Here is a 24,411-nt window from a genome sequence, read left to right as displayed (position 1 = left end):
TGCAGGGAGGGGAGATTAGAGACGCCGCGGTTACCGCCCCAGCAGCACGCGTGCCTGGCCGGCGATCTGCGCCAGCATCGCGGCGTTGGGCGCCGCGGCCTGGCGCGCACGGCGCACCAGCCCGGCGAACTGGTCGACGCGCGTGCGGTTGGCCTCCAGCCAGCTGTCGACCGCCGCCTCCGGATCCTTGCCGTCGCTGCGCGCGAGGAATTCGAGCCGCAGCTGCTGGAAGTCGCGCGCCAGGCCCGCGATCAGCAGCCGCTCCCAGGGATCGCCCGTGGTGATCCGCGCCGCGGTCGACTGGGCCCAGTCGAGCCCCAGCGCCTGCCCCAGATGGGTGAAGGCGCGCGTCAGCACGGTCTCGTCGATGCCCTTGCGCACCCCCAGCTCGGCAAGCCCGACGGCGCCGTCCATCTCGAACAGCCACACGACCTTGGCGACCAGCTCGGCAGGCGCGCCCGCGGCTTCGAGCTGCGCGGAGATGCGCGCGCTGTGCGTCTTCACTTCGTCGAGCAGCAGCGCGTCGGTCTGGCGGCCGAGCGCGTCGATGCCGGGCTTGAGCCGCTCGATCACTTCGGCAGGGCTGGCGCCCGGGCGGCAGACGCGGAGCAGGTCGGCGATCTGGCCGCGCACCGCGACCGCCATCTCGTCGAGCAGCGCCAGCCGCGCGCCTTCGCCGATCGCGGCGCTTTCGACCTCCGCCCAGGTCTGGCGCAACCCGAACAATCGCTCGGCGACGACGAACATCGCCGCGATGTCGCCCATCGCGGCGCCTTCCTCGTCGGCGAGCTCGAACGGATGGAGCACGCCCATCCGATTGACGATGCGATTGGCGAGCTTGGTCGCGACGATCTCGCCGCGCAGCCGGTGCGCCTCGATCGCGTCGCCGAACCGCGCCTGCATCGCCTGCGGGAATGCGTCGAGCAGGTCGTCCTTCAGCTCGGCGTCCTGCCCCAACCCGGCGTGCTCGATCGCATCCTGCAGCGCGAGCTTGGTCGAGGCGAGCAGCACCGCCAGCTCGGGCCGCGTGAGGCCGCGGCCGTCCTGCGCGCGGCGCAGCAGTTCCTCGTTGGTGCCGATCCCTTCGACCGCGCGGTCGAGCCGTCCGTCGGCTTCGAGCATCTCGATCACGCGGACATAGCTCGGCAGCGAGACCACCCCGTCGTGCTGCATGAACGACAGCGCCAGCGTCTGCAGGCGGTTGTCCTCGAGCACCAGATGCGCGACGTCGTCGGTCATCTCGGCGAGCAGCGCGTTGCGGTCCTCGAAGCCCAGCCGGCCTTCGGTCACTTCGCGGTTGAGCGCGATCTTGATGTTGACCTCATTGTCCGAGCAGTCGACGCCCGCCGAATTGTCGATGAAATCGGTGTTGATCCGCCCGCCCTGCGCCGCGAAGGCGATGCGACCGGCTTGGGTGACGCCCAGGTTCGCGCCTTCGCCGATCACCTTGGCGCGGACCTGCTCGGCGTTGACGCGCAGCCGGTCGTTGGCCGGGTCGCCGACTTCGCCGTGGCTCTCGGACGCCGCCTTCACGTACGTGCCGATGCCGCCGAACCACAGCAGCTCGATCGGCGCCTTTAGGATCGCGCTGATCAGCCCGGTGGGGTCGATCTCGGCCACGTCGAGACCGAGCAGCGCCTGCACTTCGGGCGTCAGCGGGATCGACTTTTCGGTGCGTGCGAACACGCCGCCGCCCTGCGAGATCAGCTTGGGATCATAGTCCGCCCAGCTCGACCGCGGCAGCGCGAACATGCGGTTGCGCTCTTCCCAGCTCTTCGCCGGATCGGGATCGGGGTCGAGGAAGATGTGGCGGTGGTCGAAGGCGGCGACCAGCTTGATCGCCTTGGACAGCAGCATGCCGTTGCCGAACACGTCGCCCGACATGTCGCCGCAGCCCGCGACGCGCACCGGCTCGCTCTGCACGTCGACGCCCATTTCCAGGAAATGGCGGCGTACCGAGATCCAGGCGCCCTTGGCGGTGATGCCCATCGCCTTGTGGTCGTAGCCGTGCGAGCCGCCGCTCGCGAAGGCGTCGCCCAGCCAGAAGCCATGCTCGGTCGCGATCGCATTGGCGACGTCGGAGAAGGTTGCGGTGCCCTTGTCCGCGGCGACGACGAAATAGGGATCGTCGCCGTCGAGCACGGTCACGCCCTCGGGGTGCACGACTTCGGTGCCGACGATATTGTCGGTGATCGAAAGCAGCGCGCGGATGAACACGCGGTAGCTCTCGGTGCCCTCGGCAAGCCAGGCGTCGCGGTCGACGGCGGGAGAGGGGAGGAGCTTGGGATAGAAGCCGCCCTTGGCGCCGGTCGGCACGATCACGGCGTTCTTGACGCGCTGCGCCTTCATCAGGCCCAGGATCTCGGTGCGGAAGTCGTCCCGCCGGTCGGACCAGCGCAGCCCGCCGCGCGCGACCGGGCCGGCGCGCAAGTGGATGCCCTCGACGCGGGGGCTGTAGACCCAGATCTCGCGCCACGGCAGCGGCTGGGGCAGGCCCGGCACCCTGGCCGAATCGAGCTTGAACGCCAGCGCCTCGCGCGCCGCGGGGGCGAAGGCATTGGTCCTGAGCGTCGCCGTCACCACGCCCTTGAGCGTGCGCAGGATACGGTCGTCGTCGATCGCCGAGACCTTGGCGAGCCCCGCGTCGATCGCGCGGGTCGCGGCTTCCACCGCCGCCTCGTCGCGCGCCCGGGCCGGGTCGTGCGCCGCCTCGAACCGCTCGATCAGCGCCTCGGCCACTGCGGGCGCGCGGCGCAGCGCGTCGACCACCGTCGCCATGCCGTAGCTCATGCCGGTCTGGCGCAGATAGCGGAACCAGGCGCGCAGCAGCACCACGGCCGAGGGGCGCATTCCCGCCTCGACGATCAGCCGGTTGAACGCGTCGTTCTCCGCACTGCCCTCCAGCACCGCCGCGATCGCGTCCTCGACCACGGTGGGATCGCCGGCGAGCGGCCGCACGCCGGCGCCGAGCGCGACGTGGAAATCATGCACGAAGCTGCCGTTGGCGAGCTGCGTCGGCACTTCCTCGATCACGCGGAAGCCGAAATTCTCGAATGCCGGCACCGCGTCCGAAAGCGCCAGCGCGCCGCCCTGGGCATAGAGCTTGATGCGATATTCGCCCGGCTTGCCCGGCGCAGCAGTGATGCGCGCCGCGCGGCTCGCCGGCGTGTCGAGCGAAGCGATGCGCAGGATGTCGCGCGCGGCCTCCTCGGGCGTGCTGGTCGCGCGATAGACCGCCGGGAAGGCGGCTGCATAGCGCAGCGCCAGCCGCGTCGCCCCGCTGCCCGCCTGCTCGCCGAGCGCCGCCTCGACCGCCGGCTCCCAGCCGCGCACCATCTGCTCGAGCTCGCAGTCGAGCGCCGCCGCATCGGGCATCACGCCGCCCGCGCGCAGGTCGAGCGTGTAGCGAATCAGCGCCACCACTCCGTCCTCGAGCGCGATCGTCCAGTTGATCAGGCTGGCGTTGGCGGCCTCGCACAGCATCTCGCCGATCGCGACGCGGCGCGTGGTCGCGACTTCGTCGCGCGGCAGCCAGGCAAAGGCGAACAGGTGCCGTCCGAGCAGCGAGCGCACCAGCACCAGCTTGGGCCGCGGCCGATCGGCGATCGACATCGCGGTCAGCACCAGCTCTTCGAGCGAGGCGGAGTCGAACGCGGTGGTCAGGTCGTGCGGCAGCGCGGTCAGCGCATGCGCCATCGCCTTGCCCGTGTGCCCCTTGGGATCGAAGCCGAACTTCTTCTCCAGCGCCGCCAGCCGCGCGCGCAGCACCGGCACTTCTTCGGGAGCGGCGAACAGCGCGGCGCTGGTCCACAGCCCCGCGTGGATCGAAAGCCCGGTCACTTCGGCGCCGGTGAGGATCGGCACCACCACGATGTCGAGCGGCGCGCGGCGGTGGACGGTCGAGATCGCGTTCGACTTGAGCAGCAGCGGCGCCTCGCCGCCGGCGCGGAAATGCTCGATCGCCGCCTGGCGCGACGTTTCGGCGAGGATCGGCGTCTCCAGCGTCTGGCGCGCAAGCCCGATCTGGTCGGTCGTGGTGCCGTCGGGGCGCCATTTCTCGTGTGCGAGCAGCGTCATCGCGCCTTCGCAGAACCAGCGCAGCAGCGCCGCGCCTTCCGAAGAGGCGATGCTCCCCGCGTCCGCCGCCATCGCGCCCTGCAGCGCGCGCCAGTCGTCCACTGCGCCGCGGACCTGGTCGAGCGTCTGTTCGAGCTCGGCCACCAGCGCGCGCCGCGAACGCGCGTCGGCGCGCTCCATTTCGATGTAGATCATCGATTCGCGGTTGCCGTCGCCGATCGAGACCAGCTTGCCTTCGCCGTCGCGCGTCGTCGGGATTACCGGGTGGATGATGCGATGGATCGCCAGGTCGCGCGCGGCGATCGCGCCCGAAATCGAATCGACCAGGAAGGGCATGTCGTCGTTGACGACCGCCAGCCGCATCCGGCGGCGTTCCTCGTCCAGATAGGTCTCCAGCCGGATCTGCGGCCGCCCGGCGGCGCGCACCGCGGCAGTCTCCGCGACGAAGGCGGCCGCATCGGCGCGCTCACCCTCGTCGAAGCCCTCCAACTCGCCCGGCAATGCTCCTTCGAGCAGCCGAGCCTCGAACGCCTGCGTCAGCGACGTCATCATGGTCTTCATGGCCGCACGCTATGCGCTGGCAGCCGCGCGACCTCAAGGCTGGAGGTCAAAGAAAAGGTATCAATTGCGACTAAGCTGTGTCCGAAAGGACACTAGGCTGCGGCCCGCCGGATCACGCGCTCGGTCAGCGCCGCGTCGTCTTCCACCCTGGCGATGATGTCGAGTCCCTGCTTGCCCGAGCGGGCGAGCAGCAGCACGAACTCGTCGCTGCCGCCTGCGATCGGCACATGCGCCAGCGGCGGACGCGAACGCAGCTCGGCGGCGGCACGCGCGAAGATGTCGGTGCGCTCGGGGCGGCGGTGCGCGCGCTCGGCCTTCACCACGCCCTTGATCCCGCCTTCGGCCGCATCGAGGAACACTTCGAACGCATTGGCGGCGACGCCGGTGCGCTTGGCGAAGGCGAGCACCGCGGCGAATTCGGTGATCCGCGTCTTGTCATAGTCCGCGCCGAAGACGAGCTTGACCGCCGGCGTCATCGGCGCGCGCGCCTGGGCGGTCAGCCCCGCATCGGCGAGCAGCTCGGCATAGGCCTCGCCATCCGCCTCGGCGGCGAGCGCGAAATCATAGGCGCGGCCCAGCGCGCGATAGAGCGCGGCGCGGCTGCGCGTGTCGGCGGCGCCGGCGGCAGCGGCCGATTCGCGGGCATGCGCCAGTCGGTCGGCCAGGCTGGCGTCGTGCGGCAGCTCGGCGGGCTCGTCGAAGCCGGCGCTCGGCCCGTCGGCCCAGATCGGTGCGGCGAGCGGCGCGGGCGGCGTCCGGCGCGATTCGGCCATGGCGGCTGCGAGCTGCGCCTGCACCTCGGCGTCGACCAGCTCCTTCCAGTTGATCACGCCATAGATGAAGTCGATCGCCTCGCCGTTCGACGAATAGGGCATCAGGATGCCGCGATAGAGCGTGTTGTGCCCGCGCTGGCCGACGAACTCGGCCTCGAAGCCGATCGGCGCGCGATTCGCGATGATCTGCAGATAATGGTCGGTCAGGCGGGAGAGCAGCGAGCGGCTGGGCACCTGCGCGACATGGGTGATCGATCCGTCGACGCCGCATTCGTCGCGCAGCGCGCGGCCGAGATAGCGAATCGCCGGATTGTCGACGCCGCCGGTGAAGTCGAGCAGCACGCTGTGCGGGCCGAAGTCGGCGATGCTCGCGGGCTCCAGATCCTCGATCGAGGGATAGGGGCGGCCGTGGAGCAGCGACACCCAGTGATTATAGGCGCGCACCTGCATGCGCCGTTCGTCGGCGCCGATGTCGATCGTGCGTTCGGTGACGGCTGCGTCGTCCGCCGGCTCGGGGGCCGATTCGAGCGGCTCGCTCATGCCGTGGGCCATATCCATGCGCGTGCTCCATGTCGGGCGCGAACCCGTTCCTTGTGGAGCGTTTGTGCACGCGCCGTGGTAAACGACGCGTAAAGGGCGTGATCGCGGGATCGTGCGGCTGTGCGCGTCAAGCGAATCGCAACGCTTGTCAGCCATGAATCATGCTGGTAAGCGCGCCGCTCCCAACCCGAGCGCGTCGCGCCGGGCGTGCCGCGTTAGCTCAGCTGGTAGAGCATCGCATTCGTAATGCGGGGGTCGCAGGTTCGAGTCCTGCACGCGGCACCATTTCTTCCCCGAATCGCGTTCTGGCCGGCACTTTGGGCCATCTGCGTCGGGATTCATTCCTTCGGAAAACGAAAAGGCCGGGCCGCTCGCGCGCCCGGCCTTTCCTTCTTCCATCAGCGCTTGTCGATGCTGATCCGGCCCGGGCCATAGGCAACGACCTGGAGCAGGCCGCCGGCGATGGCGAGGTTCTTGAAGAAGTGGATGAACTGGTTCTGGTCGCCCAGCGCCGAGTGGAAGAACACTGCCGCTGCAACGGTGAACACCGCGAGCGCCAGCGCCACCAGCCGGGTGCGATAGCCGATCACCAGCAGCGCGCCGCCGACCAGCTCGACGAGGATCGCGATGGCGAGGCCGACCTCGGGGAGCGGCAGCCCGGCGGAGGCAATATAGCCGATCGTGCCGGCCGGCGCAGTGAGCTTGGCGAAGCCGCTCAGCAGGAAGATCGTGGCGATGCCGAGCCGGCCGACGAGCGGCAGCGCGCCGGGGATGCCGCTTTCGGTCGCAGTGGTGCCGGCGAGGGGCTGGGTCTGGGTGGTCGTGAGCATGGTCGTTCTCCTTGTTCGTGCAGTTTTGAAGATCAGGCGGAAATCAGGGCGATCGCGTCGATCTGGGCGCGGCTGAAGCCGTGGGCGGCGAGCGCCTCGGCCTCGTCGGAGGCCGGCCCATGCGTGACGCGGGCTGTGCAGACGAAGCGGCGCAGTGCCTCGAGCCGCGGATCGGCGAGGGCGGTCTTGGGCGAGCCGCCGAAGACGGCGCGGAGCACGCGCCCGGCGCGGTCGCGCAGCGATCCGGCGCGCGGCGGGATCGCGCAGCCGCAGTCCGCCGCGTCGTGCAGCGCGACCGAGACTGCCTGCCATTCGGTGCGGCTCAGTTGGGGCTCGACGGACATTGCTTCCTCCTTTTCGTTTCGGTGACGCAGCAGGTAGCGCTTGCCCGTTATCCAAGTGAGTGGGATAAGTTTGTCGAAACTGTTCGAGAAAGTTGAATGGCAAACCCCGGCACGCCCACCTTCGACCAGCTCCGTTTGTTCCTGGCGGTGGTCGAGGCGGGCAGCTTCGGCGGGGCCGCGCGGCGGCTGAACCGCGCGGTGTCGGTGGTGAGCTATGGCATCGCCAATCTGGAGGCGCAGCTCGGGGTGCAGCTGTTCGAGCGCGAGGGCACGCGCAAGCCGCAGCTGACTCAGGCGGGCAGGGCCGTGCTCGCCGAGGCGCGGACCGTGGCGCAGGGGATCGACGGGCTGCGCGCCAAGGTAAAGGGGCTGCTCGACGGGCTCGAGGCCGAAGTGAGCATCGCAGTCGACGTGATGCTGCCCACCGAGCGGCTCGGCCGGGTGCTGCGCGCCTTCCGCGCGGAATTCCCCACGGTGGCGCTCCGGCTGCACGTCGAGGCGCTGGGCGCAGTCACGGCGCTGGTGCTCGACGGCCAGGCAGGCGTGGCGATCAGCGGCCCGCTCGCCACCGATGTCGAGGGGATCGAGCTCGCCGTCGCGGGATCGGTGCAGATGGTGCCGGTCGCCGCGCCCGGCCATCCGCTCGCGCTGCACCCGATCGGACCCGGTGCGGTACGCGAACATATCCAGCTGGTGCTCACCGATCGCTCGCCGATCACCGCCGGGCGCGACTTCGCGGTGCAGAGCCCGCGGACGTGGCGGCTCGCCGACCTCGGTGCCAAGCATGCGCTGCTGCGCGAGGGGATCGGCTGGGGCAACATGCCGCTGCCGATGGTCGAGGCCGATCTGGCGAGCGGCGCGCTGGTGCGGCTGGCGATGCCCGAGAACCAGGGCGGCACCTATCGTTTCTGCGGCATCTACCGGCGCGACACGCCGCCGGGACCCGCGGCTTCGTGGCTGCTCCAGCGCTTCGTCGATGCGGGGGCCGAGGACCAGCAGCTCCAGGGCGCGCCGGACGCCTGAGGCCGGCGGAGCAGCCCGCCATACCGACTAAGGTCGTAGTTCCCCGACCCTGCCTCGGGCGGTTACATCACGCCGTTTGCCCGGCATTCGGGCTGAAGCGAGCGGGCGAGGCGCGTGCGGGGCATCGACAACATCAGCGTCACGTTCCGGCGCGCGCTGCGCCATCTCGCGGTGGCCGTGCTGCTCCTGTGCGGCGGCGTGGCGAGCGCGCAGCCGGTCCCGGCCGCGATCCCGCTCTGGCCCGACGGCGCACCCGGCTCGCAGGCGCGGCGCGGCGAAGCCGAAGTGGTCGAGAACAGCTACATCCACAACGTCCACCAGCCGTCGCTGACGGTGTTCCGGGCCGATCCGGCGCACGCCAATGGCGCGGCCGTCGTGATCGTTCCGGGCGGCGGGCACCGCATGCTGGTCTGGGTCAACGAAGGCGTGATGCCGGCGCGCACGCTCAACCGCTTCGGCGTCACCACCTTCGTGCTCAAATACCGTCTCGCGCGCGAGCCGGGCTCTTCCTATTCGATCGAGCGCGACGCCGCCGCCGATGCCGCGCGCGCGGTCCGCTGGGTCCGCGCGCATGCCGCCGAATACGGCGTCGACCCGCACCGCATCGGGCTGATGGGCTTCTCCGCAGGCGGCGAGCTGGTGTCGATGGTCGCGGACAATCCGGTTCCCCCCGCCACGGCCGATGCGATCGACGGCGAGAGCGCGCGGCCCGATTTCCAGGTGCTGGTCTATCCCGGCCCGCTCGGGGTTCCGGCCAAGGCAGTCGCCGGAGCGCCGCCCGCCTTCCTCGTCGCGGGCTCGCTCGACAAATGCTGCGCGCCGCCGACGCTGACGCTCTACCAGCAGCTGCGCGACGCGGGCGTCTCCGCCGAGCTCCATCTGTTCGCCGACACCGACCATGGCTTCAACGTGGCGATGCATTCCGAGCGGCTGTCGCTCCAGCACTGGCCCGACCGCCTCCACGACTGGCTGAGCGACGGCGGCTGGCTGGTGCCGGATGGCGGGCGCAAGGCGACGCCGAGCAGCACCACGCCGTGACCGCATCCCCGATCCTCCCGCCACCAGGAGCATATTGAATGGAAATGGGCCGCCGTGACCTGTTGCTCGCCGCCGCGTCGAGCGCCTTCCTGTCGAGCGGGATCGCGCGCGCCGCGCCCGACCGCCCGCTCGGCTATGCGATCGTCGGGCTCGGCATGTACGGGCTCGACGTCATCACGCCGCAATTCGCCAATTGCGCGCACAGCCGCCTCGCCGCGGTGGTGAGCGGCGACGCCGCCAAGGCCCGCCGCGTCGCCGCCGAGCACGGCCTGCCCGAACGCTCGATCTATTCCTACGAGACCTTCGACAAGATCCGCGACAACCCCGACGTCGACATCGTCTACGTCTGCCTGCCCAATTCGATGCACGCCGAGTACGTCATCCGCGCCGCCAGGGCCGGCAAGCATGTCATGTGCGAGAAGCCGATGGCGGTCTCGGTCCAGGAGTGCGAGGCGATGATCGCCGCGTGCAAGGCCGCCAGCCGCAAGCTGATGATCGGCTATCGCTGCCATTTCGAGCCGTTCAACCTCGAGGCGATGCGCCTCGCGCGCGCCGGCGCCGCGGGCAAGATCCGCTACGTCCGCTCCGAGCACGGCTTCGTCCAGGGCGATCCCTCCAAATGGCGCCTCAAGCGCGCGCTCGCCGGCGGCGGCTCGCTGATGGACATGGGCGTCTATTCGCTCCAGGCCGCGCGCTACATGACCGGCGAGGAGCCGATCGCCGTCCAGGCGCTCGAATCGACCGACCGCAGCGATCCGCGCTTCCACGAAGTCGAGGACCAGATCGACTGGCAGCTGCTCTTCCCCTCGGGCGCGGTGGCGGCGTGCAAGTCGATGTACAGCGCCAACCAGAACCGCATCATCTGCGTCGGCGACAAGGGCCGGATCGAGCTCGAGCCCGCGACGCGCTACGACGGCAACCGCATGTGGACCGGCCGCGACGGCCGCGAGCAGGAAGTCACCAGCCCGCCGCCCGGGCCGGCCAAGACCCAGTTCGCCGGCCAGCTCGACCATATGGTCGAATGCATCCGCACCGGGCACGAGCCGATCGTCTCGGGCGAGGAGGGGCTGCGCGACATGCGCATCGTCGAGGCGATCTACCGCTCGGCGCGCGAAGGAAGGATGATCCGGCTATGAAGACCCTGCTGCTCGCCGCGCTGCTGCTCCCCGCGCCGCTCCTCGCGCAATCGGCTGGGGACCCCACCGGCTTCGCTTCCAGCGCCGAGGTGCAGGCGCAGGTCGAGGCGATGCGCAAGGAAATGAAGCCGGGCCAGGGCTTCCTCTGGCGTCCGCTGGTCCGCGGCGGCGATGCGGTCGCCGCGCTCGAATATTGGACCAGGCCGGGCAAGCCCGCGGTGCACCCCGACCAGGCCGAATATGTCGTCGTGATCGCAGGCGAGGGGACGATGATCTCCGGCGGCCGACTCGCCGATCCCGTCACCACCAACCCGACGCTGGTCGAGGGCAGCCGGATCGAGGGCGGCACGACGCGCACGCTTCGTCCCGGCGACGTCTTCCTCGTGCCCGCCGGCACCCCGCACTGGTTCGGGATCAAGGGCGAACGACTCGTCATGCTCGGGACCAAGATCGCCCAGCCGGCCCGCTGAGGACGCACCCGTCCGGACACTAATCTGGTAAAAGCCCCCGCCAGGCAGCTGTAGTTTCAGCAAAATCGTCCGATGATGCGTGCGAGTCCGCGCCGCAGCTACAAAAGATCGTGCAAAGATACGCCTCCGATCCCGGGCAAGACGCATGGGAATCGATGCGCGGATTCGTGAGTCCGTTTTACCGGACCCGTGTCGCGTCCATTTTGGTCGCGCGATTGTCGATGTATGTCGCGGAACAATGTATTCGATCTCATATACATGTCGAATCCATCCTATCCATAACGAAGAGATAACGCTAAAGCGCGCTTGACGAAGGATGCAGCAATATGCATCCATCAAGTCCTCCGAACAGGGCCGCCATATAAGTCGTTTCCATAAGCACATGCTGTGCTGATGTGGGCAGGATTATCGTATTCCTTCTTTATTTGCAGAAGGAATGCGATCGAGCTTCTGCGCCTTGCCCATTACTATTGGGAAGGATTGGCGATGTATTTGGATGGCTATCCGGGCGTTTACGTCCAGGAAGTACCTTCGGGCATTCGAACGATCATTGCGGCGTCGACTTCGACCTTCGCCGTTCTCGGACATTTTCCGCGGGGCCCGGTCGGCAGGCCGGTCAAGGTCACGAGCTGGAACGACGTCGTGCGCACCTTCGGCGATCTCGATCGCCGTTTCGTGGCGCTCTACACGCTGCAGGATTTCTTCCAGCAGGGCGGCGCCTATGCCTGGATCAGCCGCGTCGCGTTCGAGCGGCCCACGGCCACGCTCACCAGCATCGAGCAGGCGCTCGTCGTCGAGGCGCGCAACACCGGCACCGGCGGCAACACGATCAATGTGGCGGTCGTCCCCAATGCTGACGGCAGCTTCAACCTGAGCGTCGCGAATGGCGGCGATCCCGCCACTATCTACGCGAATCTCAGCGCCGATCCGGCCTCGCCCCGCTTCGTCGAGCGCATCGTCAATGCGACCGAGGCAGCGGGCGGATCGCCCCTCGTCCAGGTGCGCAACACCAATTTCGCGCCCGCCGCCGCCGCGGTGGCGGCGCTGGCCGGCGGCGCCTCGGGCGTCCGCGCCTCGCGCACCATCGCCTCGGTGCCGCAGCCCGCGCTCACCCTGCAGGGGCTCGAGGGATGGACCCCGGCGACTCGCGTGACCGCCACGGCCAATGCCGCCAATTTCGACCTGGCGTTCAGCGGCTTCGCGGGCGGCCCGGTCAGCGTCACCGGGCTCACGCTCCAGCCCGGCGGCAATTACGTCGGGGATCGCGTGGCGACCGTCGTGGACGGCAACGGCCGGCGCGTCGCCGCGGTCGTTCTCAGCCGCAACGCGCTGCGGCTGCCGACCGACAATAGCGGAGCCGCCCCTGCGACTCTCGCCGCCAACGCCAATGTCGCGGGATCGGCCGCCGGCCAGCCCGGCTCCGCCGCGGTGAACATCGCCCGCGCGCAGGGCGCCGGCAATGCGCTGACCGTGACTGCCGCAAATCCGGGCGCGTGGGGCAACGATCTGCGCGTCGGGATCGCCGCGGTGCCCGGCGGCTTCGATCTCGTCGTCAACGAATATAGCGGCACCGAGATCGTCGCCACCGAGACCTATCGCGGGCTCAGCATCATTCCGGGCGACGCCCAGTTCGCCGAGGCCGTCGTCAACCCGGTGTCGCGACTGATCCGCCTGTCCAACGTCGGCGGATCGGCGCCGCGCGAGTCGAGCAGCGGCGTGGCGGTGGATCGCCTCACGCTCGCCGATCTGACGCCGCTCGGCGGCGGCACCGACGGCACGCTGCCGGGAGAGCCAGCCTGGGCCGCCAATGCCGCGGCGGTGTTCAGCGGCGTGTTCGATGCCGCGCAGGGCGTCGGCAGCTACGACCAGATCGTCCCCGAGCTGTTCAACATCATGGCGGTGCCCGAGGCGCCGTTGATGACCGACGGCGGCTTCGACACCTACAGCGCCGCCGGCAATTATTGCCGGACCGCGCTCGCCTTCCTGCTCGTCGACCATCCGATCGCCAACGATCGGGTCGACCTCATCGGCAATTGGGACATCGCCGGGCGGCTCGGCTCGGATCTCGCGCGCAGCGCCGCCATCTGCTTTCCGCGCCTCGACAAGGCCGATCCGCTCGGCGGACGGCGCCAGATGCAGTCGAGCGGCGCGGTCGCCGGGCTGATGGCGCGCATCGACGGCCAGCGTGGCGTGTGGAAGGCGCCGGCGGGGCTCGAGGCGTCGATCAGCGGCGCGGTGCCGACGATCGGCATGACCGACCGCCAGCAAGCCGGGCTCAACCGGGCGGGGATCAACTGCCTGCGCGTCAAGCCGGGCGCGGGCACGGTGCAATGGGGCGCGCGCACGCTCGCCGGCGCGGACATCCTCGCCAGCGAGTGGAAATATGTGCCCGTCCGCCGCACTGCGCTGATGATCGAGCAGACGCTGCGCGACGCGCTCGGCTGGGTCGTGTTCGAGCCCAATGACGAAAGCCTGTGGGCGCAGATCCGCCTGAACGTCGGCGCCTTCATGCAGTCGCTGTTCGTCCAGGGCGCCTTCCAGGGCGGCACGCCGCGCGAGGCCTATCTCGTCAAGTGCGACGGGGAAACCACGTCCCAGCAGGATGTGAACTCCGGGATCGTCAACATCCTGGTCGGCTTCGCGCCGCTCAAGCCCGCGGAATTCGTCGTCGTCCGGCTGACTCAGCTCGCCGGCCGCCTCGCCAACTAAACAGGGGGACCCGCCATGGCAGGTTTCATCGTCAACGCGCAGCGCTTCGATCCGTACAAGAGCTTCCGCTTCCGCCTCAAATGGGACGGCAAATATGTCGCCGGCATCTCCAAGGTGAGCGCGCTCAAGCGCACCACCGAAGTGGTCGAGCATCGCGACGGGGGCGACCCCACTGCGATGCGCAAGTCGCCCGGCAACACCAAGTTCGAGCCGCTGACGCTCGAGCGCGGCGTCACCCACGACACCGAATTCGAAGGCTGGGCCTCGCTCGTCTGGCGGATCAACAACCCCGCGAGCGCGCAGATCGCGCTCAAGGGCTTCCGCAAGGACCTGCTGCTGGAGCTGCACAACGAAGCGGGGCAGGTCGCGCTGGTCTACAAGATCTATCGCGCCTGGGTCTCCGAGTTCAGCGCGCTGCCCGAGCTGGACGCCAATGCCAACGCCGTCGCCATCCAGTCGCTCGTGCTGCAGCACGAAGGCTTCGAACGCGACCTGGATGTCCCCGAGCCGACCGAACCCGCGGTCGTCTAGGCGCGGCCATGCTCGCCCTCGACGAACATGTCGCGCTCGCCCTGATCGAGCAAGGAAGCCGGCTGGCTCCGCTCGACCAGGCCGTGCTGCTCGCAGCGACGCTGGACGGCGTTTCCGCTGCAGCGGCGGCCGACATGCCCGTCGACCGGCGCGACCGGCTGCTCATCGACGCGCGCATGGCGACGTTCGGCCGGCAGATCGGCTTCTTCGCGCGCTGTCCGCACTGCGGCGAAGGCAATGAGGCCGATTTCGATCTCGGCGCGCTGCCCGAGGCCGCACCGGCCCAGGGCGTCGCGGCGCGCGTCGGCGGGCGCGAGGTCCTGCTGCGCGCGCCCACCAGCGCGGCGATCGCCAGGGCAGTGCTGGCGGCCCGGCCGGACCTGTTGATCGACGAGATCGCCGGCGGCGATGCCGATCCGGACGATCCGGAGTGGCGCGAGGCGGTCGAGCGGGCGCTCGCCGGCGCGTTTCCGCTGCTCGACATCCGCTTCGAACTGACCTGCAGCGGCTGCGAAACGATGTTCGACACGCGCTTCGACATCGTCCCCTGGCTGTGGCGCGAGATCGAGAGCATCGCCGCGCGCACCATCGACACCGTCGACCGGCTCGCGCGCGCCTATGGCTGGACCGAGCGCGAGATCCTCGCGCTCAGCCCGGCGCGGCGCGGCCTCTATCTCGCGAAGCTCGCGTCATGAGCGGCCTGCTCGCCACCTTGCTCGAAGCCGCACAGGGCCGCGCCGCAGTCGCCGTGCACCGGCCGCACTCCCGTTTCGAGCAGGCGGACGTCCTCGCCGAAGACATCGAATGGGCCGCACGGCGCGACGACGATGCGCCGGCAGAAAGTCCTGCGCGACGTGCGGCACCCGTCACTCGCCCCGTCGCACCTGTCGCCGCACGGGCGCCGAAGCGGCCGGGCCGCGCAGCAGAAGCCCGCGCAGCGCCCCTCCTGCCGTCGGTGGCCAGCCGCCCCGCGGCGGCGGAGGCGGTTCCGAGCCGCGTTCCCAACGAGACCCCGACGGCGATTCCGAAGTCCCAGGCGGACATCGCGGCAGAGCCGCAGCCCGCCGCCTCGACCGCACGACAGGACAGCGCCCAGCTTCTCCCACCGAAGGCCGCGGAGGCGCCGGACTCGCGCGTCGAGCCGCTGCTCCCGCCGCAGGAGCCCGCTCTGGCCGACGCGCGGGCGATCGATCGGGCCGCGTCTCCGGCCGAGCCCGGCGAGACGATCCTGCGAAGCGACACGGGCTTCACGCTGCGCATCGGCCGCATCGAGGTCCGCGCCGCGGCGGAAACCCCCGCGCAGTCCGCCCGGCCCGCCGCCCGGCCGGTCGTCACGCGGCCGGTGGTGCTTCCCCGCGCAGCGGTGCGCCAGTCGCTCGACGACTATCGCGCCAGCCGGAAGCGCTGAGCGATGCCGGACGGCTTCGCCCTCGCCGCACTCAATCATGCGATGCGGACTTGCATCCAGCAGAGCATCAACGATGCCGCCGATGTGCAGCAGACCGGCCAGTTCGACGTCGTCACGCGCGCGCCCGATCAGATGGCCACGGCCAATCCGGCGCGCGCGACGCTCACCATCTATCCCTGGCGGCTGACGCCCAACACGTCCTGGATGTCGAGCCGGGGCGCCGCCTATGCCCCGAGCGGGGAGCGCCGGGCCAGCGCGCTGCTCGCGCTCGACGTGCTCTATGTGCTCGGCGTCTATGGCCAGGACAGCTCGGCGGGCGACGCCCCGCTCGGCCTCGCGCTGCTCGGGCTTCACGAAACGCCCATGCTCGCGCGCGAGCGGCTGCAGGCGATGGCGGCGGCGAACTTCCCCAACGGGTCGCCGCTTCCGCAGGCGCTGCTCGATCTGGCCGATCAGCCCGCGCCGATCACCGTCGAGCCGATGTTCCACGAGCTGGAGGCCTTCTCGCAAATCTGGTCGACCTTCAACAGCGGGGTGCGCACCGGCATGATCTATCGCGTCGGCACGCTGCTCATGGAGAGCCGCCGCCGCGCCGCGACTGCCCCGCCGGTGCGCGAAGGCCGCTATTCGGTGACGCTGCTGCGCGCCCCGAGCATTGATCGCGTGCTGCTCGCCGCCGGCGCGGCGGGGCCCTTCGCCGAACGGGCGATCGCCTCGCCCGGCGAGGTGCTGCGTCTCGAAGGCTCGGGCCTGCGCGGCGACATCACTGCGGTCGTGGTCGGCGCGGTCCTCGTGCCCGCCGATCCGGCGCGCCTGCGCAGCGATCGGCTCGAAGTCGATCTCCCCGCCGACCTGCGGCCCGGGCTGGTCTCGCTCCAGGTCCGCCAGGAATGGCCCAAGCCGCCGGGCTCGCTCCCGCCGCCCGCGACAGGCACCATAGCGGGCGAGCGCTCGAATCTCGTGCCGCTCGCCATCCGCCCGGTGCTGCGCCCCGCCAACGGCTTCACCATCGGCAATCGCCAGGTCAGTCCGCAAGGCGCGGTGCGCTTCGACGTGACCGCGCGTTTCGACGTCGACGTCGGCAGCCATCAACGCTGCGAGCTGATGCTCAACGCCACCGCGGCCGGCGCGGACGGCCGCTTCGCCTCCTTCTCGTTCACGGCGCCGCAGCCGGCGCCCGGCGTGCCGGAGTCCTCGGTCGACCAGCGCGTCATCCCGATCAGCGGCGTGCGCCAGGGGGATTATCTCGCCCGCGTCGTCGTCGACGGCGCCGAAAGCGCGCTCACCGAGGACGGCGGCGGCGTCACCGGACCTGTCCTGACGGTGCCGGCATGACCGTCTCCGCCATCCCGCTCTCGGTCCGCCGCGATGGTGCGCAGGTCGCCGCGGCGCTCGACAGCCTGCACGAGCGGCTCGCCGAGCTGGCCGGCTGCAAGGCGCCCGATCCGGTCGACGCCGAATCCTGCCCTGCACCGCTCCTGCTCGAGCTCGGCCGGCGGCTCGCTCTGTCGGACCCCGAGCGCCAGTGCCTCTTGTTCGCCGCCGCGGCCGAGCTGTGCGGCACCACCGCGGGGCTGGTGGCGCGGATCGGTTCCGGTCCGCCGAGCGTGGCGCTGGCGATGCGCGTCTGCGACGGGCTCGACTGGCAGGCGCTGCGGCCGGACGGCGCGCTGCGCCGCGCGCGGCTTCTCGCGATCGGCGGGGAGGGGCGTTTTACCGAACGGCCGATGTGGGTCGAGGAGCCCGTGCTGCACTTCCTCAGCGGCGTCTCGCAGCTGGCACCCGCGCTGGCGGCGCTCTCGCTGGCGATCGGGCCTCACGAAGCGCCGACCGACGACGCCACCGTCGCCGAGATCGCCGCGCGGATCGACGTCCGCTTCTCGGCGCCCCCGGTCGCGCTCGCGTGCGAGGATGTCGGCGAAGCGATCGGCCATGCGATCGAGGGGCTGCGGCGCGCGGGCCTCGGCGCCCTCGTCCTCCCCGCCGCGCGCCTCCCCCAGATTGTCGACGAGCTTGATCAGCTCCAAAATCTCTGGCTCCGCGACAGCCTGTTGCATGGCCTCGGGCTCGTGCTGGTCTGCGACGGGGCTACGTCCCCGGCGCAGCTCATGGGCTGGACCGGGCCGGTGATCCTCGCGGGGCTCGACGCGCCGCCGCCGCTGCTGGGCGCGCACCGAATTTCGGTGCAGCACGATCGCGGCAAGCGCCGCGCCGCCTGGGGGGCTGCGCTCGGTGACGCCCAGGCCGCGCATGCCGGCCGGCTGGACGAGCTCGCCGCGCGCTTCCGCCTCTCGACTCCCGCCATCGCCGCGCTCGCCGCGGCGCATGGACGCGACGAGCCCGCGCGGCTCTGGGCAGCCGCGCGCGACGCTGCCCGCCCGCGCGACATGGCGCTCATCGATCGCATCGAGCCCGTCGTGACGCTCGACCGCGTGATCCTGCCCGATGATGCGCGCCGCACGCTCGAGACGATCGTCTCCGCCGCGCGCGTCCACCACCGCATCCTCGATCAATGGTCGGGCACCGCCGCGGGCGGGCGCGGCCTCGGCATCGCCGCGCTCTTCTCGGGCGAGAGCGGCACCGGCAAGACCATGGCGGCCGAAGCGGTGGCGCGCGCGCTCGGGCTCGACCTCTACCGCGTCGAGGTCTCGGCGATCGTCAGCAAATATATCGGCGAGACCGAGAAGAACCTCCGCCGCATCTTCGCCGCCGCCGAGGCGGGCGGGGGCGTGCTGCTGTTCGACGAGGCCGACGCCATCTTCGGCAAGCGCAGCGAGGTCCGCGACGCGGTCGACCGCTATGCGAACATGGAAGTGGGCTATCTGCTCCAGCTGATGGAGGGCTTCGCCGGCCTCGCCATCCTCACCACCAACCTGCGCGACGCGCTCGACGAGGCCTTCACCCGCCGCCTGCGCTTCATCCTGCAATTCCCCATGCCCGGCATCGACGAGCGCCGCCGCATCTGGGAGCGCGCCTTTCCCCCGGGCCTCGACGCCGCCGCGCTCGACTGCGCCCGCCTCGCCCGCCTGCCGCTCTCGGGCGGCATCATCCGCAACATCGCGCTGGGCGCCGCCTTCCGCGCAGCGGCGCAGGGCTCGGGGGACGCGCTGACCATGGACCATGTCCTCGATGCCGCGCGCGAGGAATATCTCAAGCTCGGCCGCCCCGTCGCTGAGATCGAGGCGAGGTGCTGGTCATGAGCGGCGCCGTGATCGAGCTCGGCGAATTCCTCCTCCCCGGCGCGAGCGCGGCCGAGGGCGCGCGAGTCGCCGCCGCCTTCCACCGCGAGGTCGGCCGGCTGTGGGAAGCCGATCGCGCCGCCGGCATCGGCTGGAGCGATACGCTCGGCGCTTTTGTCCTCGAGCTCGACCCGGCGATGCGCGGCGAGGACCTGGGCCAGGCCATCGCCCGCAACGTCCGCGACCGCGCGCGCCTGACCCACGGAGGCCCCGCATGAAGGCGCAGGCCCGCCTCCGCGCCTCGGCCGCCCCCACCGCCACCGCGCGTGCGGATCGCGGCGCGCGCGCCGTGCCGCTGCCGCACCGCGGCATCATCGTCAGCCGCTACGGCGGGCGTGCCGCGCACATCCCGGTGGTGGTCGGCCCGGCGGTGGCGGAGTCGCTGCGCCGCCGCGGCGCGAAGGGCGCAAGCCTCGACGGCGTGGTCTTCCTGCCGAACGAGCAGGTCGGCCCCGATCTCGTCGCGCACGAAGTCGCCCATGCGCTTCAGCAGCTGCAGGGCGGCGCACCGGCGCTGGCGAACGACCTGCCCACCCTGATCGACCGGCTCGCGCATGTGCCCGTGCTCCCCGAATCGGCGCCCGCCGAAGTCGAGGCCCAGGCGGGCGAGAACACCGCCCAGGTCGCGCACGATCCGGTCCACGGCACGCTCCCGCCCGGCGTCGTGTCGCTCCGCCGCCTCGCCGACACGCCCGTCCACGACGCGGCGCCCCAGCCCGCACCGGCTCCCGAAAGCCCCACCCCGGCCACGCCCGCACCGCCGACCGCCCAAGCAGCGCCCACCCCCGAAGCCGCTGCCCCCGAAGCCGCGCAGGGCGACATCGCCCCCACCTTCACTCCGCCCGAATTCGTAGAACCCACGCTCGACCCCGAGGTCGCCGCCCAGCGCGAAGCCGCCGCCGCCGCCGCACGCGAGGCGCTGGCTGCCGCCGACAGTCCCGAAGCCGTCATGGCCGCCTATGGCACCATGGCTCCCTCGCAGCAGGCCGCCGTCCAGCCCGAGCTCGGCGCGCGCCTCGGCGACGCCGCCACTGCGTCCAACGCCAAGCTTGGCGAAGCGACTCCGGTGATCGAAGTCGAGAGCCGCGGCGGCGACGGGCCGCTTCCGATGCCGCGCCCGGTGGCGGTGCCGGCCGACGCGCCCGACATCGAGCTCGACGCCGCCGCAGACCCCACCGTGCTGGTGCCCGAGGGCCCGGTCCAGCCTCAGCTGCGCGTCGATCCCGCCTATGGCCCCGCGATCGAGCGCCGCTTCACCGAAAGCTCGACCGCGGAGCGCGTCGAGGAAAGCCTCGACGCCGTCTCCACCGCCAATCCCGGCATCGAGACACGCGTCGCCGATCGCGCCGCAGTCCCGCTCGACGGCGCCAATGATCCGCAGCGCCTCGACGATGCCGTCGGTGCGCAGCGCGAGCAGGCATCGGCGGTACGACAGGAAGCCGCGCAGGCGGTGATGGACGGGCCGGGCCCCGAGCAGGTCGTGCCGCGCGCGCTCAACGCCAGCGCGCCCGCGCCTGCCTTTCCGGGCCCGCAGACCGAGGGGCTCCAGCCCGCGCCCGAGGCTGCGCAGCTCCAGGCGATGGCGCTGCCCGACAGCGTCGTCGCCAGCTTCGACACCGCGTCGGCCGCCCAGATGCAGGCCAGCGCCGAGACCTCGCGGCAGGAGATGGCGCGCGCGCAGGATACGCGCGACACCGCGCATCAGCAGGCCGTGGACACCGCGGAGACCGACCGCCAGGCGGCCGAGCAGGAAGCCGACGGCAGCCAGCGCCAGGCGGTCGCGGACGAGCGCCAGGCGATCCAGGACAAGCGCCAGGAAACCGTCGACGAGCAGAACCGCCAGATGGCCGAGGTCAATGGCCAGGCCTCGCGCGCGCGCCGCGATAAAAGGGCCGAGGCGCAGCGCGAAGTCGATGCCGGCCAGCGCCGGATCGACGACCGCTACGACGAGGCCGAGCGCGACGCCGAGGCCGAGATCCGCAAGGGCGAGGAAGACGCCGAGCGCGAGCGCCAGCGCAAGAAAAGGGAGTCGGAAGAGGCGAGCTGGTGGGAGCGCGCCGTCAACTTCATCCGCGATGCCTTCGATGCGCTGGTCTCGTTGGTCAACCGCATCTTCGACGCCGTCCGCAGCGCCATCACCGGGCTGATCGATCTCGCCCGCCGCGCCGTCGTCGGGCTGATCGAGGCGATCTCCCAGGCGCTGCAGGCGCTCGTGAGCGCGCTCGGCGAGCTGCTCAAGGGGCTGGTCGACGGGCTGCTCGGCGAGATCTTCCCCGAGCTCGCGCGCGCGCTGAACGAGGCGATCGACAGCGCCGTCAATCGCGTCAACAGCGCGATCGACAGCGTCGCGCAGAGCCTCGTCAGCGCGGTCAATGCGATAGCCGCCGCGCTCACCAGCGCCGTGAACGCACTGCTCGACGTCTTCCAGGGCGCGATCAACGCGGCGCTCGCCGTATTGGAGGCTGCGCTCACCGGCGATTGGGGGGCGTTGCTGATCAAGGTCCTCGATGCCGTGCTTTCGGTGCTCGGCATCGATCCCGCCGCCTTCCATGCGATGATCGCCCAGGCCTCCGAGGCGGTCTCGACCATCGTTAACGATCCCGGCCAGTTCGTCTCGAACATGATCGACGTGGTGGTCGGCGGGGTGCAGCTCTTCGCCGATCATTTCGGCGAGCATCTGCGGCGCGGCATCATCGGCTGGCTCACCGGGGCGCTCGGCGACATCCAGATCCCCAACGAGTGGAACCTCTGGACCGTCCTCGACCTCGCCCGCCAGATCCTCGGCCTCACCTGGGATTTCGTGCGCGAGCGCGCGGCGCGCATCATCGGGCCGGAGAATGTCGAGCGGCTGGAGATGATGGCCAGCTGGATCGGCACGCTCATCACCGAGGGGTGGAGCGGCCTGTGGAACCGCATCCAGGAGTCGCTCGCCAGCTTGCGCGACAGCGTGCTCGCCTCGATCCGCGAGTTCGTCATGGAGCGGGTGATCATGGCGGCGATCACCTGGCTCGCCTCTTTGTTCAATCCGGTCGGCGCGCTGGTCAAGCTGGTGATGACGATCTGGAACATCTACCAGTTCGTCAGCAGCCAGCTGCAGCGCCTGTTCGGCATCGTGCAGACCGTGGTCGGCGCGATCGCCAATATCGCCGCCGGCGTGCTCGAGCCCGGCAAGCTGGCGGTCGAGGCGGTGCTCGGCAACCTCGTGCCCGTGGTCATCGACTTGCTGATGAGCCTGCTCGGCGTCACCGGCGTCGCGGCGCGGGTGCGCGAGATCATCCAGCAATTGCGCCAGCGCATCGCCGACGCAGTCGATGCCATGCTCCAGCGCATCTTGCAGACGCTCGGCCTCCGCCGCGGCCGCGGCCCCGCCGCCGAAGAGCGCGCCGCGGTCGAGGCCGCAGCCGCCGCCGGCGGGGCGCCGGGCCAGATCGGCCACCCGGTACGCGTCGACGTTGCGGAGGGCGAGGACCACACGCTCTCGATCGACCGCACGGGGGCGGGCGGAGCGACCGTCATGCTGCGCTCCGATCCGCGTCCGCTGGGGCAGTGGCTCGATACGCTGGCTGGAATGGCCGCGTCCGAGCCCAACGCCACGAAGAAGGCCACTGCCGAAACCAAGATCGGCGAAGCGCGCACGCTGCTGAACCAGCTTGATCCGATCGCGGACCAGGCCGCCGCGGCAACGGCGTCGGCGGCAGCTACCGCGCCGGGTCCCGCCCACCCTGCACCTGCAGCGCCCGCGGCCGCCACTGCGGTTGTCGATCGCGCGACGAGCATCGAGGAACGGTTGGGGCCCGTCCTCAAGCAAATCTTCGACAACATCGGTGGGGGGACCGACGCCTTCATCGAGCGCTATCGCGCGCAGATCGACGCGCTGCATCCCGACGCCCGGAACGGGATCAATCGCGAGCTGCGTCGCGATGTGGGCCTCTATGCCGCCAGCCCCGACTGGGCTGGGGTCGAGACACGCCTCAAATCGACCTATGCGCTGTTCGCCCAGCCATATCTCGCCCAAAGTGCCGCCTTTCCCACTGCTGCCCGCGAGGCGGCGACCCAGGCCCTCACCGGTCACAAGACCGGGCTGGAGCGGCGACCGGCCGAGGACCCGAACGGTCAGCGGAGAGCGGCGACGCCCGAGGCGGTGCTGCGTCTTCTCGCGGAAAATGTCACGGCCACGGCGCCGGGCGCATACGGCGCGCTGCACGCCGCCACGGCAGAACTCATCCTTCGTCCGAACGGCCGCACCTTCCGCAACATCATGCCGGAGCTGATCGCGGCCGTGGCCCAAGCCACCACCTCTCTCGCGACGAGCGCCGGCGAGCGCGATCCGGCGCTGGTTGCCGCCGTCAGCGCAGCCGGGGGGATCATCCCGTTCATGAATGCCATGGCGCTTACCCGGCGGTCAGGAACGATGACCGAGAGCGCCCTGGAGGCGGCATGGGGCAATCAGGCCAATGTCGACTATATGAAGGACCTGTTCCGCGACGTCATGCCGGCCATGCACGAGTGGATCCCCAGCAACTATATTCCCAACATCCTGCGCATCGCGTCCGCTACGGGTGCGACAGCCGAGGAGGCCGGCGAAACCGTGTCGCTGTGGGTGACTGCGCAGAACCGCTGGCGCACGCCGACCCGGATGCTGATCTTCAAGCCCGAAGGCCCTTATCGGAGGGCTTTCCCGGCCAATGTCCCGCAACCCGATGGCACCGTCGTCCACCGGAACGTCGTCGTGCTGCAAGGCCACAGCGGCGCCCTCTATGCCCGGGCCGAAGAGGACGCGCTGAGCACGCGCTCCGTGGGCCAGACCAAGGGGCAGCCGGGATGGCACAATGCCCTGCGGAATTTCTTCGAGGCCAATGCCAATGCCGGCACTTCGGATTCGCGCGCCTCGATCCGTACGATCATCGGTGCCGTCGAAGGGTTCGTCGAGGAGACCATCCTGCAGAGCGCGATCGGCGGCGATGTCGCCAATTTCACGACCTATCAGGATGCATCCGGCGACGACGAGACGCTGGCCCAGGTCCTGTCGAGAGCAACGGCTTCGTTCGGGCGCCTCCAGAATGATTTTCGCGACATCAGGGGGGTCGTCGGATGACCCCCCTCTCCCCCCGCACGCTGCGCGGCGCGATCGTGTCGTTCCGGCTACCCAACCCGATCCCGAACGTGATCGTCTTCCAGTACAATCCGGTGACGCTCACGCGCACGCTCGAGGTGCGCACCGCGGGCGGGGGCGATGCGGCGGGCGAGGAGGCGTTCCGCATCGCCGGCGCGCCCAACGAGACGATCAAGCTCGACATCGAGCTCGACGGGGCGGACAGCGACGTGAACGACGCCTCGGGCGGCGTGCAGCGCCAGCTCGCCGCGCTCGAGATGCTCATCGCCCCGCCGACCGAGCTGGTCATCGCCAACACCATTCTCGCCCAGATGGGCACGATCGAGCTGATCCCGCCGCAGGCGCCGTTCACGCTCTTCGTATTCGGCAGCCAGCGCATCCTCCCGGTGCGCATCGCCGAGTTCGGCGTCACCGAGGACGAGTTCGAGCCCGGCCTCCGCCCGATCCGCGCCAAGGTCTCGCTGGGCCTCAAGGTGCTGACCTATTCGGACCTGCCGTTCACGCACCCCGGCTACCAGATCAGCCTCGCGCAGCAGGTCGCCAAGGAAGCGATGGCGCGCGTCGCGACCGCCAGCTCGCTCGACGCCGTGCTCGGCGCCGGCCAGCGGATCCTGTGAGG

Annotated in this window: 17 protein-coding genes and 1 tRNA gene; 14 read left to right on the top strand and 4 right to left on the bottom strand. The window is 70.5% G+C overall.

The genetic code is table 11. The annotated features are described in order from the left end of the window. Positions 1-30: 30 nt before the first annotated feature. Both J7500_RS00885 and J7500_RS00880 read right to left on the bottom strand, forming a co-directional pair. On the bottom strand, positions 31-4,638 hold the full coding sequence (locus tag J7500_RS00885) for an NAD-glutamate dehydrogenase domain-containing protein (RefSeq protein WP_294059155.1): 4,608 nt from the start codon (positions 4,636-4,638) through the stop codon (positions 31-33). 92 nt (positions 4,639-4,730) lie between these two features. After that, positions 4,731-5,969 carry a hypothetical protein gene (locus J7500_RS00880; RefSeq protein ID WP_294059153.1) on the bottom strand — a complete coding sequence of 413 codons (1,239 nt, stop codon included), beginning with the start codon at positions 5,967-5,969 and terminating at the stop codon, positions 4,731-4,733. Positions 5,970-6,160: 191 nt separating this feature from the next. Between J7500_RS00880 and J7500_RS00875 the strand changes: the two genes are divergently transcribed. Beyond that, positions 6,161-6,236: transfer RNA gene (locus tag J7500_RS00875), tRNA-Thr, on the top strand. Between the two features lie 113 nt (positions 6,237-6,349). On the opposite strand, the gene J7500_RS00870 is transcribed toward J7500_RS00875, so the two are convergent. Both J7500_RS00870 and J7500_RS00865 read right to left on the bottom strand, forming a co-directional pair. Continuing rightward, positions 6,350-6,781, bottom strand: coding sequence for a DoxX family protein (locus J7500_RS00870; protein WP_294059151.1), 432 nt, complete (start codon positions 6,779-6,781; stop codon positions 6,350-6,352). A gap of 32 nt (positions 6,782-6,813) precedes the next feature. Then, positions 6,814-7,125 carry a hypothetical protein gene (locus tag J7500_RS00865; RefSeq protein ID WP_294059149.1) on the bottom strand — a complete coding sequence of 104 codons (312 nt, stop codon included), beginning with the start codon at positions 7,123-7,125 and terminating at the stop codon, positions 6,814-6,816. A gap of 96 nt (positions 7,126-7,221) precedes the next feature. On the opposite strand from J7500_RS00865, the gene J7500_RS00860 reads away from it, so the two are divergent. From J7500_RS00860 to J7500_RS00800, 13 genes are all read left to right on the top strand, one after another. Continuing rightward, a complete protein-coding gene (locus J7500_RS00860) occupies positions 7,222-8,148 on the top strand; it encodes a LysR family transcriptional regulator (RefSeq protein ID WP_294059147.1) in 927 nt (308 codons plus the stop codon). Between the two features lie 114 nt (positions 8,149-8,262). Next, positions 8,263-9,186, top strand: a complete 924-nt coding sequence (locus tag J7500_RS00855) for an alpha/beta hydrolase (RefSeq protein WP_294059146.1) — start codon at positions 8,263-8,265, stop codon at positions 9,184-9,186. 38 nt (positions 9,187-9,224) lie between these two features. Next, positions 9,225-10,322 carry a Gfo/Idh/MocA family oxidoreductase gene (locus tag J7500_RS00850; protein ID WP_294059144.1) on the top strand — a complete coding sequence of 366 codons (1,098 nt, stop codon included), beginning with the start codon at positions 9,225-9,227 and terminating at the stop codon, positions 10,320-10,322. Further along, a complete protein-coding gene (locus tag J7500_RS00845) occupies positions 10,319-10,792 on the top strand; it encodes a cupin domain-containing protein (RefSeq protein WP_294059142.1) in 474 nt (157 codons plus the stop codon). The genes J7500_RS00850 and J7500_RS00845 overlap by 4 nt, the downstream gene beginning before the upstream one ends. Positions 10,793-11,278: 486 nt before the next feature. Beyond that, complete coding sequence (locus J7500_RS00840) at positions 11,279-13,501, top strand: phage tail sheath C-terminal domain-containing protein (protein WP_294060650.1); 2,223 nt, start codon at positions 11,279-11,281, stop codon at positions 13,499-13,501. Between the two features lie 15 nt (positions 13,502-13,516). Further along, positions 13,517-14,032 (top strand): phage tail protein, encoded by a 516-nt coding sequence (locus J7500_RS00835; RefSeq protein ID WP_294059141.1) that lies wholly within the window; start codon positions 13,517-13,519, stop codon positions 14,030-14,032. 8 nt (positions 14,033-14,040) lie between these two features. Then, positions 14,041-14,727, top strand: coding sequence for a hypothetical protein (locus J7500_RS00830; protein ID WP_294059139.1), 687 nt, complete (start codon positions 14,041-14,043; stop codon positions 14,725-14,727). Beyond that, entirely contained in the window at positions 14,724-15,440 is a 717-nt protein-coding gene (locus J7500_RS00825; RefSeq protein ID WP_294059138.1) for a hypothetical protein, read from the top strand. Before J7500_RS00830 ends, J7500_RS00825 begins: the two co-directional genes overlap by 4 nt. A 3-nt stretch (positions 15,441-15,443) precedes the next feature. Then, positions 15,444-16,775, top strand: a complete 1,332-nt coding sequence (locus tag J7500_RS00820) for a Pvc16 family protein (protein ID WP_294059136.1) — start codon at positions 15,444-15,446, stop codon at positions 16,773-16,775. Next, on the top strand, positions 16,772-18,640 hold the full coding sequence (locus tag J7500_RS00815; protein ID WP_294059135.1) for an ATP-binding protein: 1,869 nt from the start codon (positions 16,772-16,774) through the stop codon (positions 18,638-18,640). Before J7500_RS00820 ends, J7500_RS00815 begins: the two co-directional genes overlap by 4 nt. Beyond that, positions 18,637-18,897 carry a hypothetical protein gene (locus J7500_RS00810; RefSeq protein ID WP_294059133.1) on the top strand — a complete coding sequence of 87 codons (261 nt, stop codon included), beginning with the start codon at positions 18,637-18,639 and terminating at the stop codon, positions 18,895-18,897. Before J7500_RS00815 ends, J7500_RS00810 begins: the two co-directional genes overlap by 4 nt. Beyond that, the gene (locus J7500_RS00805) at positions 18,894-23,774 is read left to right on the top strand and encodes a hypothetical protein (RefSeq protein ID WP_294059132.1); all 4,881 of its coding nucleotides are present in this window, start codon (positions 18,894-18,896) and stop codon (positions 23,772-23,774) included. The genes J7500_RS00810 and J7500_RS00805 overlap by 4 nt, the downstream gene beginning before the upstream one ends. Beyond that, entirely contained in the window at positions 23,771-24,409 is a 639-nt protein-coding gene (locus tag J7500_RS00800) for a hypothetical protein (RefSeq protein ID WP_294059131.1), read from the top strand. The genes J7500_RS00805 and J7500_RS00800 overlap by 4 nt, the downstream gene beginning before the upstream one ends. Positions 24,410-24,411 lie beyond the last annotated feature (2 nt).

The sequence above is a fragment of the Sphingomonas sp. genome, from assembly GCF_017744835.1.
GTDB lineage: Bacteria > Pseudomonadota > Alphaproteobacteria > Sphingomonadales > Sphingomonadaceae > Sphingomonas.
Note: the sequence above shows the minus strand (reverse complement) of the source record. Positions and strands in the feature narration are given on the sequence as shown.

What these genes read in the sequence shown, in the direction of transcription:
- J7500_RS00885 (WP_294059155.1), bottom strand. Translation starts at nt 4,638, where the DNA reads ATGAAGACCATGATGACGTCGCTGACGCAGGCGTTCGAGGCTCGGCTG.
- J7500_RS00880 (WP_294059153.1), bottom strand. Translation starts at nt 5,969, where the DNA reads ATGGATATGGCCCACGGCATGAGCGAGCCGCTCGAATCGGCCCCCGAG.
- J7500_RS00870 (WP_294059151.1), bottom strand. Translation starts at nt 6,781, where the DNA reads ATGCTCACGACCACCCAGACCCAGCCCCTCGCCGGCACCACTGCGACC.
- J7500_RS00865 (WP_294059149.1), bottom strand. Translation starts at nt 7,125, where the DNA reads ATGTCCGTCGAGCCCCAACTGAGCCGCACCGAATGGCAGGCAGTCTCG.
- J7500_RS00860 (WP_294059147.1), top strand. Translation starts at nt 7,222, where the DNA reads ATGGCAAACCCCGGCACGCCCACCTTCGACCAGCTCCGTTTGTTCCTG.
- J7500_RS00850 (WP_294059144.1), top strand. Translation starts at nt 9,225, where the DNA reads ATGGAAATGGGCCGCCGTGACCTGTTGCTCGCCGCCGCGTCGAGCGCC.
- J7500_RS00845 (WP_294059142.1), top strand. Translation starts at nt 10,319, where the DNA reads ATGAAGACCCTGCTGCTCGCCGCGCTGCTGCTCCCCGCGCCGCTCCTC.
- J7500_RS00840 (WP_294060650.1), top strand. Translation starts at nt 11,279, where the DNA reads ATGTATTTGGATGGCTATCCGGGCGTTTACGTCCAGGAAGTACCTTCG.
- J7500_RS00835 (WP_294059141.1), top strand. Translation starts at nt 13,517, where the DNA reads ATGGCAGGTTTCATCGTCAACGCGCAGCGCTTCGATCCGTACAAGAGC.
- J7500_RS00830 (WP_294059139.1), top strand. Translation starts at nt 14,041, where the DNA reads ATGCTCGCCCTCGACGAACATGTCGCGCTCGCCCTGATCGAGCAAGGA.
- J7500_RS00825 (WP_294059138.1), top strand. Translation starts at nt 14,724, where the DNA reads ATGAGCGGCCTGCTCGCCACCTTGCTCGAAGCCGCACAGGGCCGCGCC.
- J7500_RS00820 (WP_294059136.1), top strand. Translation starts at nt 15,444, where the DNA reads ATGCCGGACGGCTTCGCCCTCGCCGCACTCAATCATGCGATGCGGACT.
- J7500_RS00815 (WP_294059135.1), top strand. Translation starts at nt 16,772, where the DNA reads ATGACCGTCTCCGCCATCCCGCTCTCGGTCCGCCGCGATGGTGCGCAG.
- J7500_RS00810 (WP_294059133.1), top strand. Translation starts at nt 18,637, where the DNA reads ATGAGCGGCGCCGTGATCGAGCTCGGCGAATTCCTCCTCCCCGGCGCG.
- J7500_RS00805 (WP_294059132.1), top strand. Translation starts at nt 18,894, where the DNA reads ATGAAGGCGCAGGCCCGCCTCCGCGCCTCGGCCGCCCCCACCGCCACC.
- J7500_RS00800 (WP_294059131.1), top strand. Translation starts at nt 23,771, where the DNA reads ATGACCCCCCTCTCCCCCCGCACGCTGCGCGGCGCGATCGTGTCGTTC.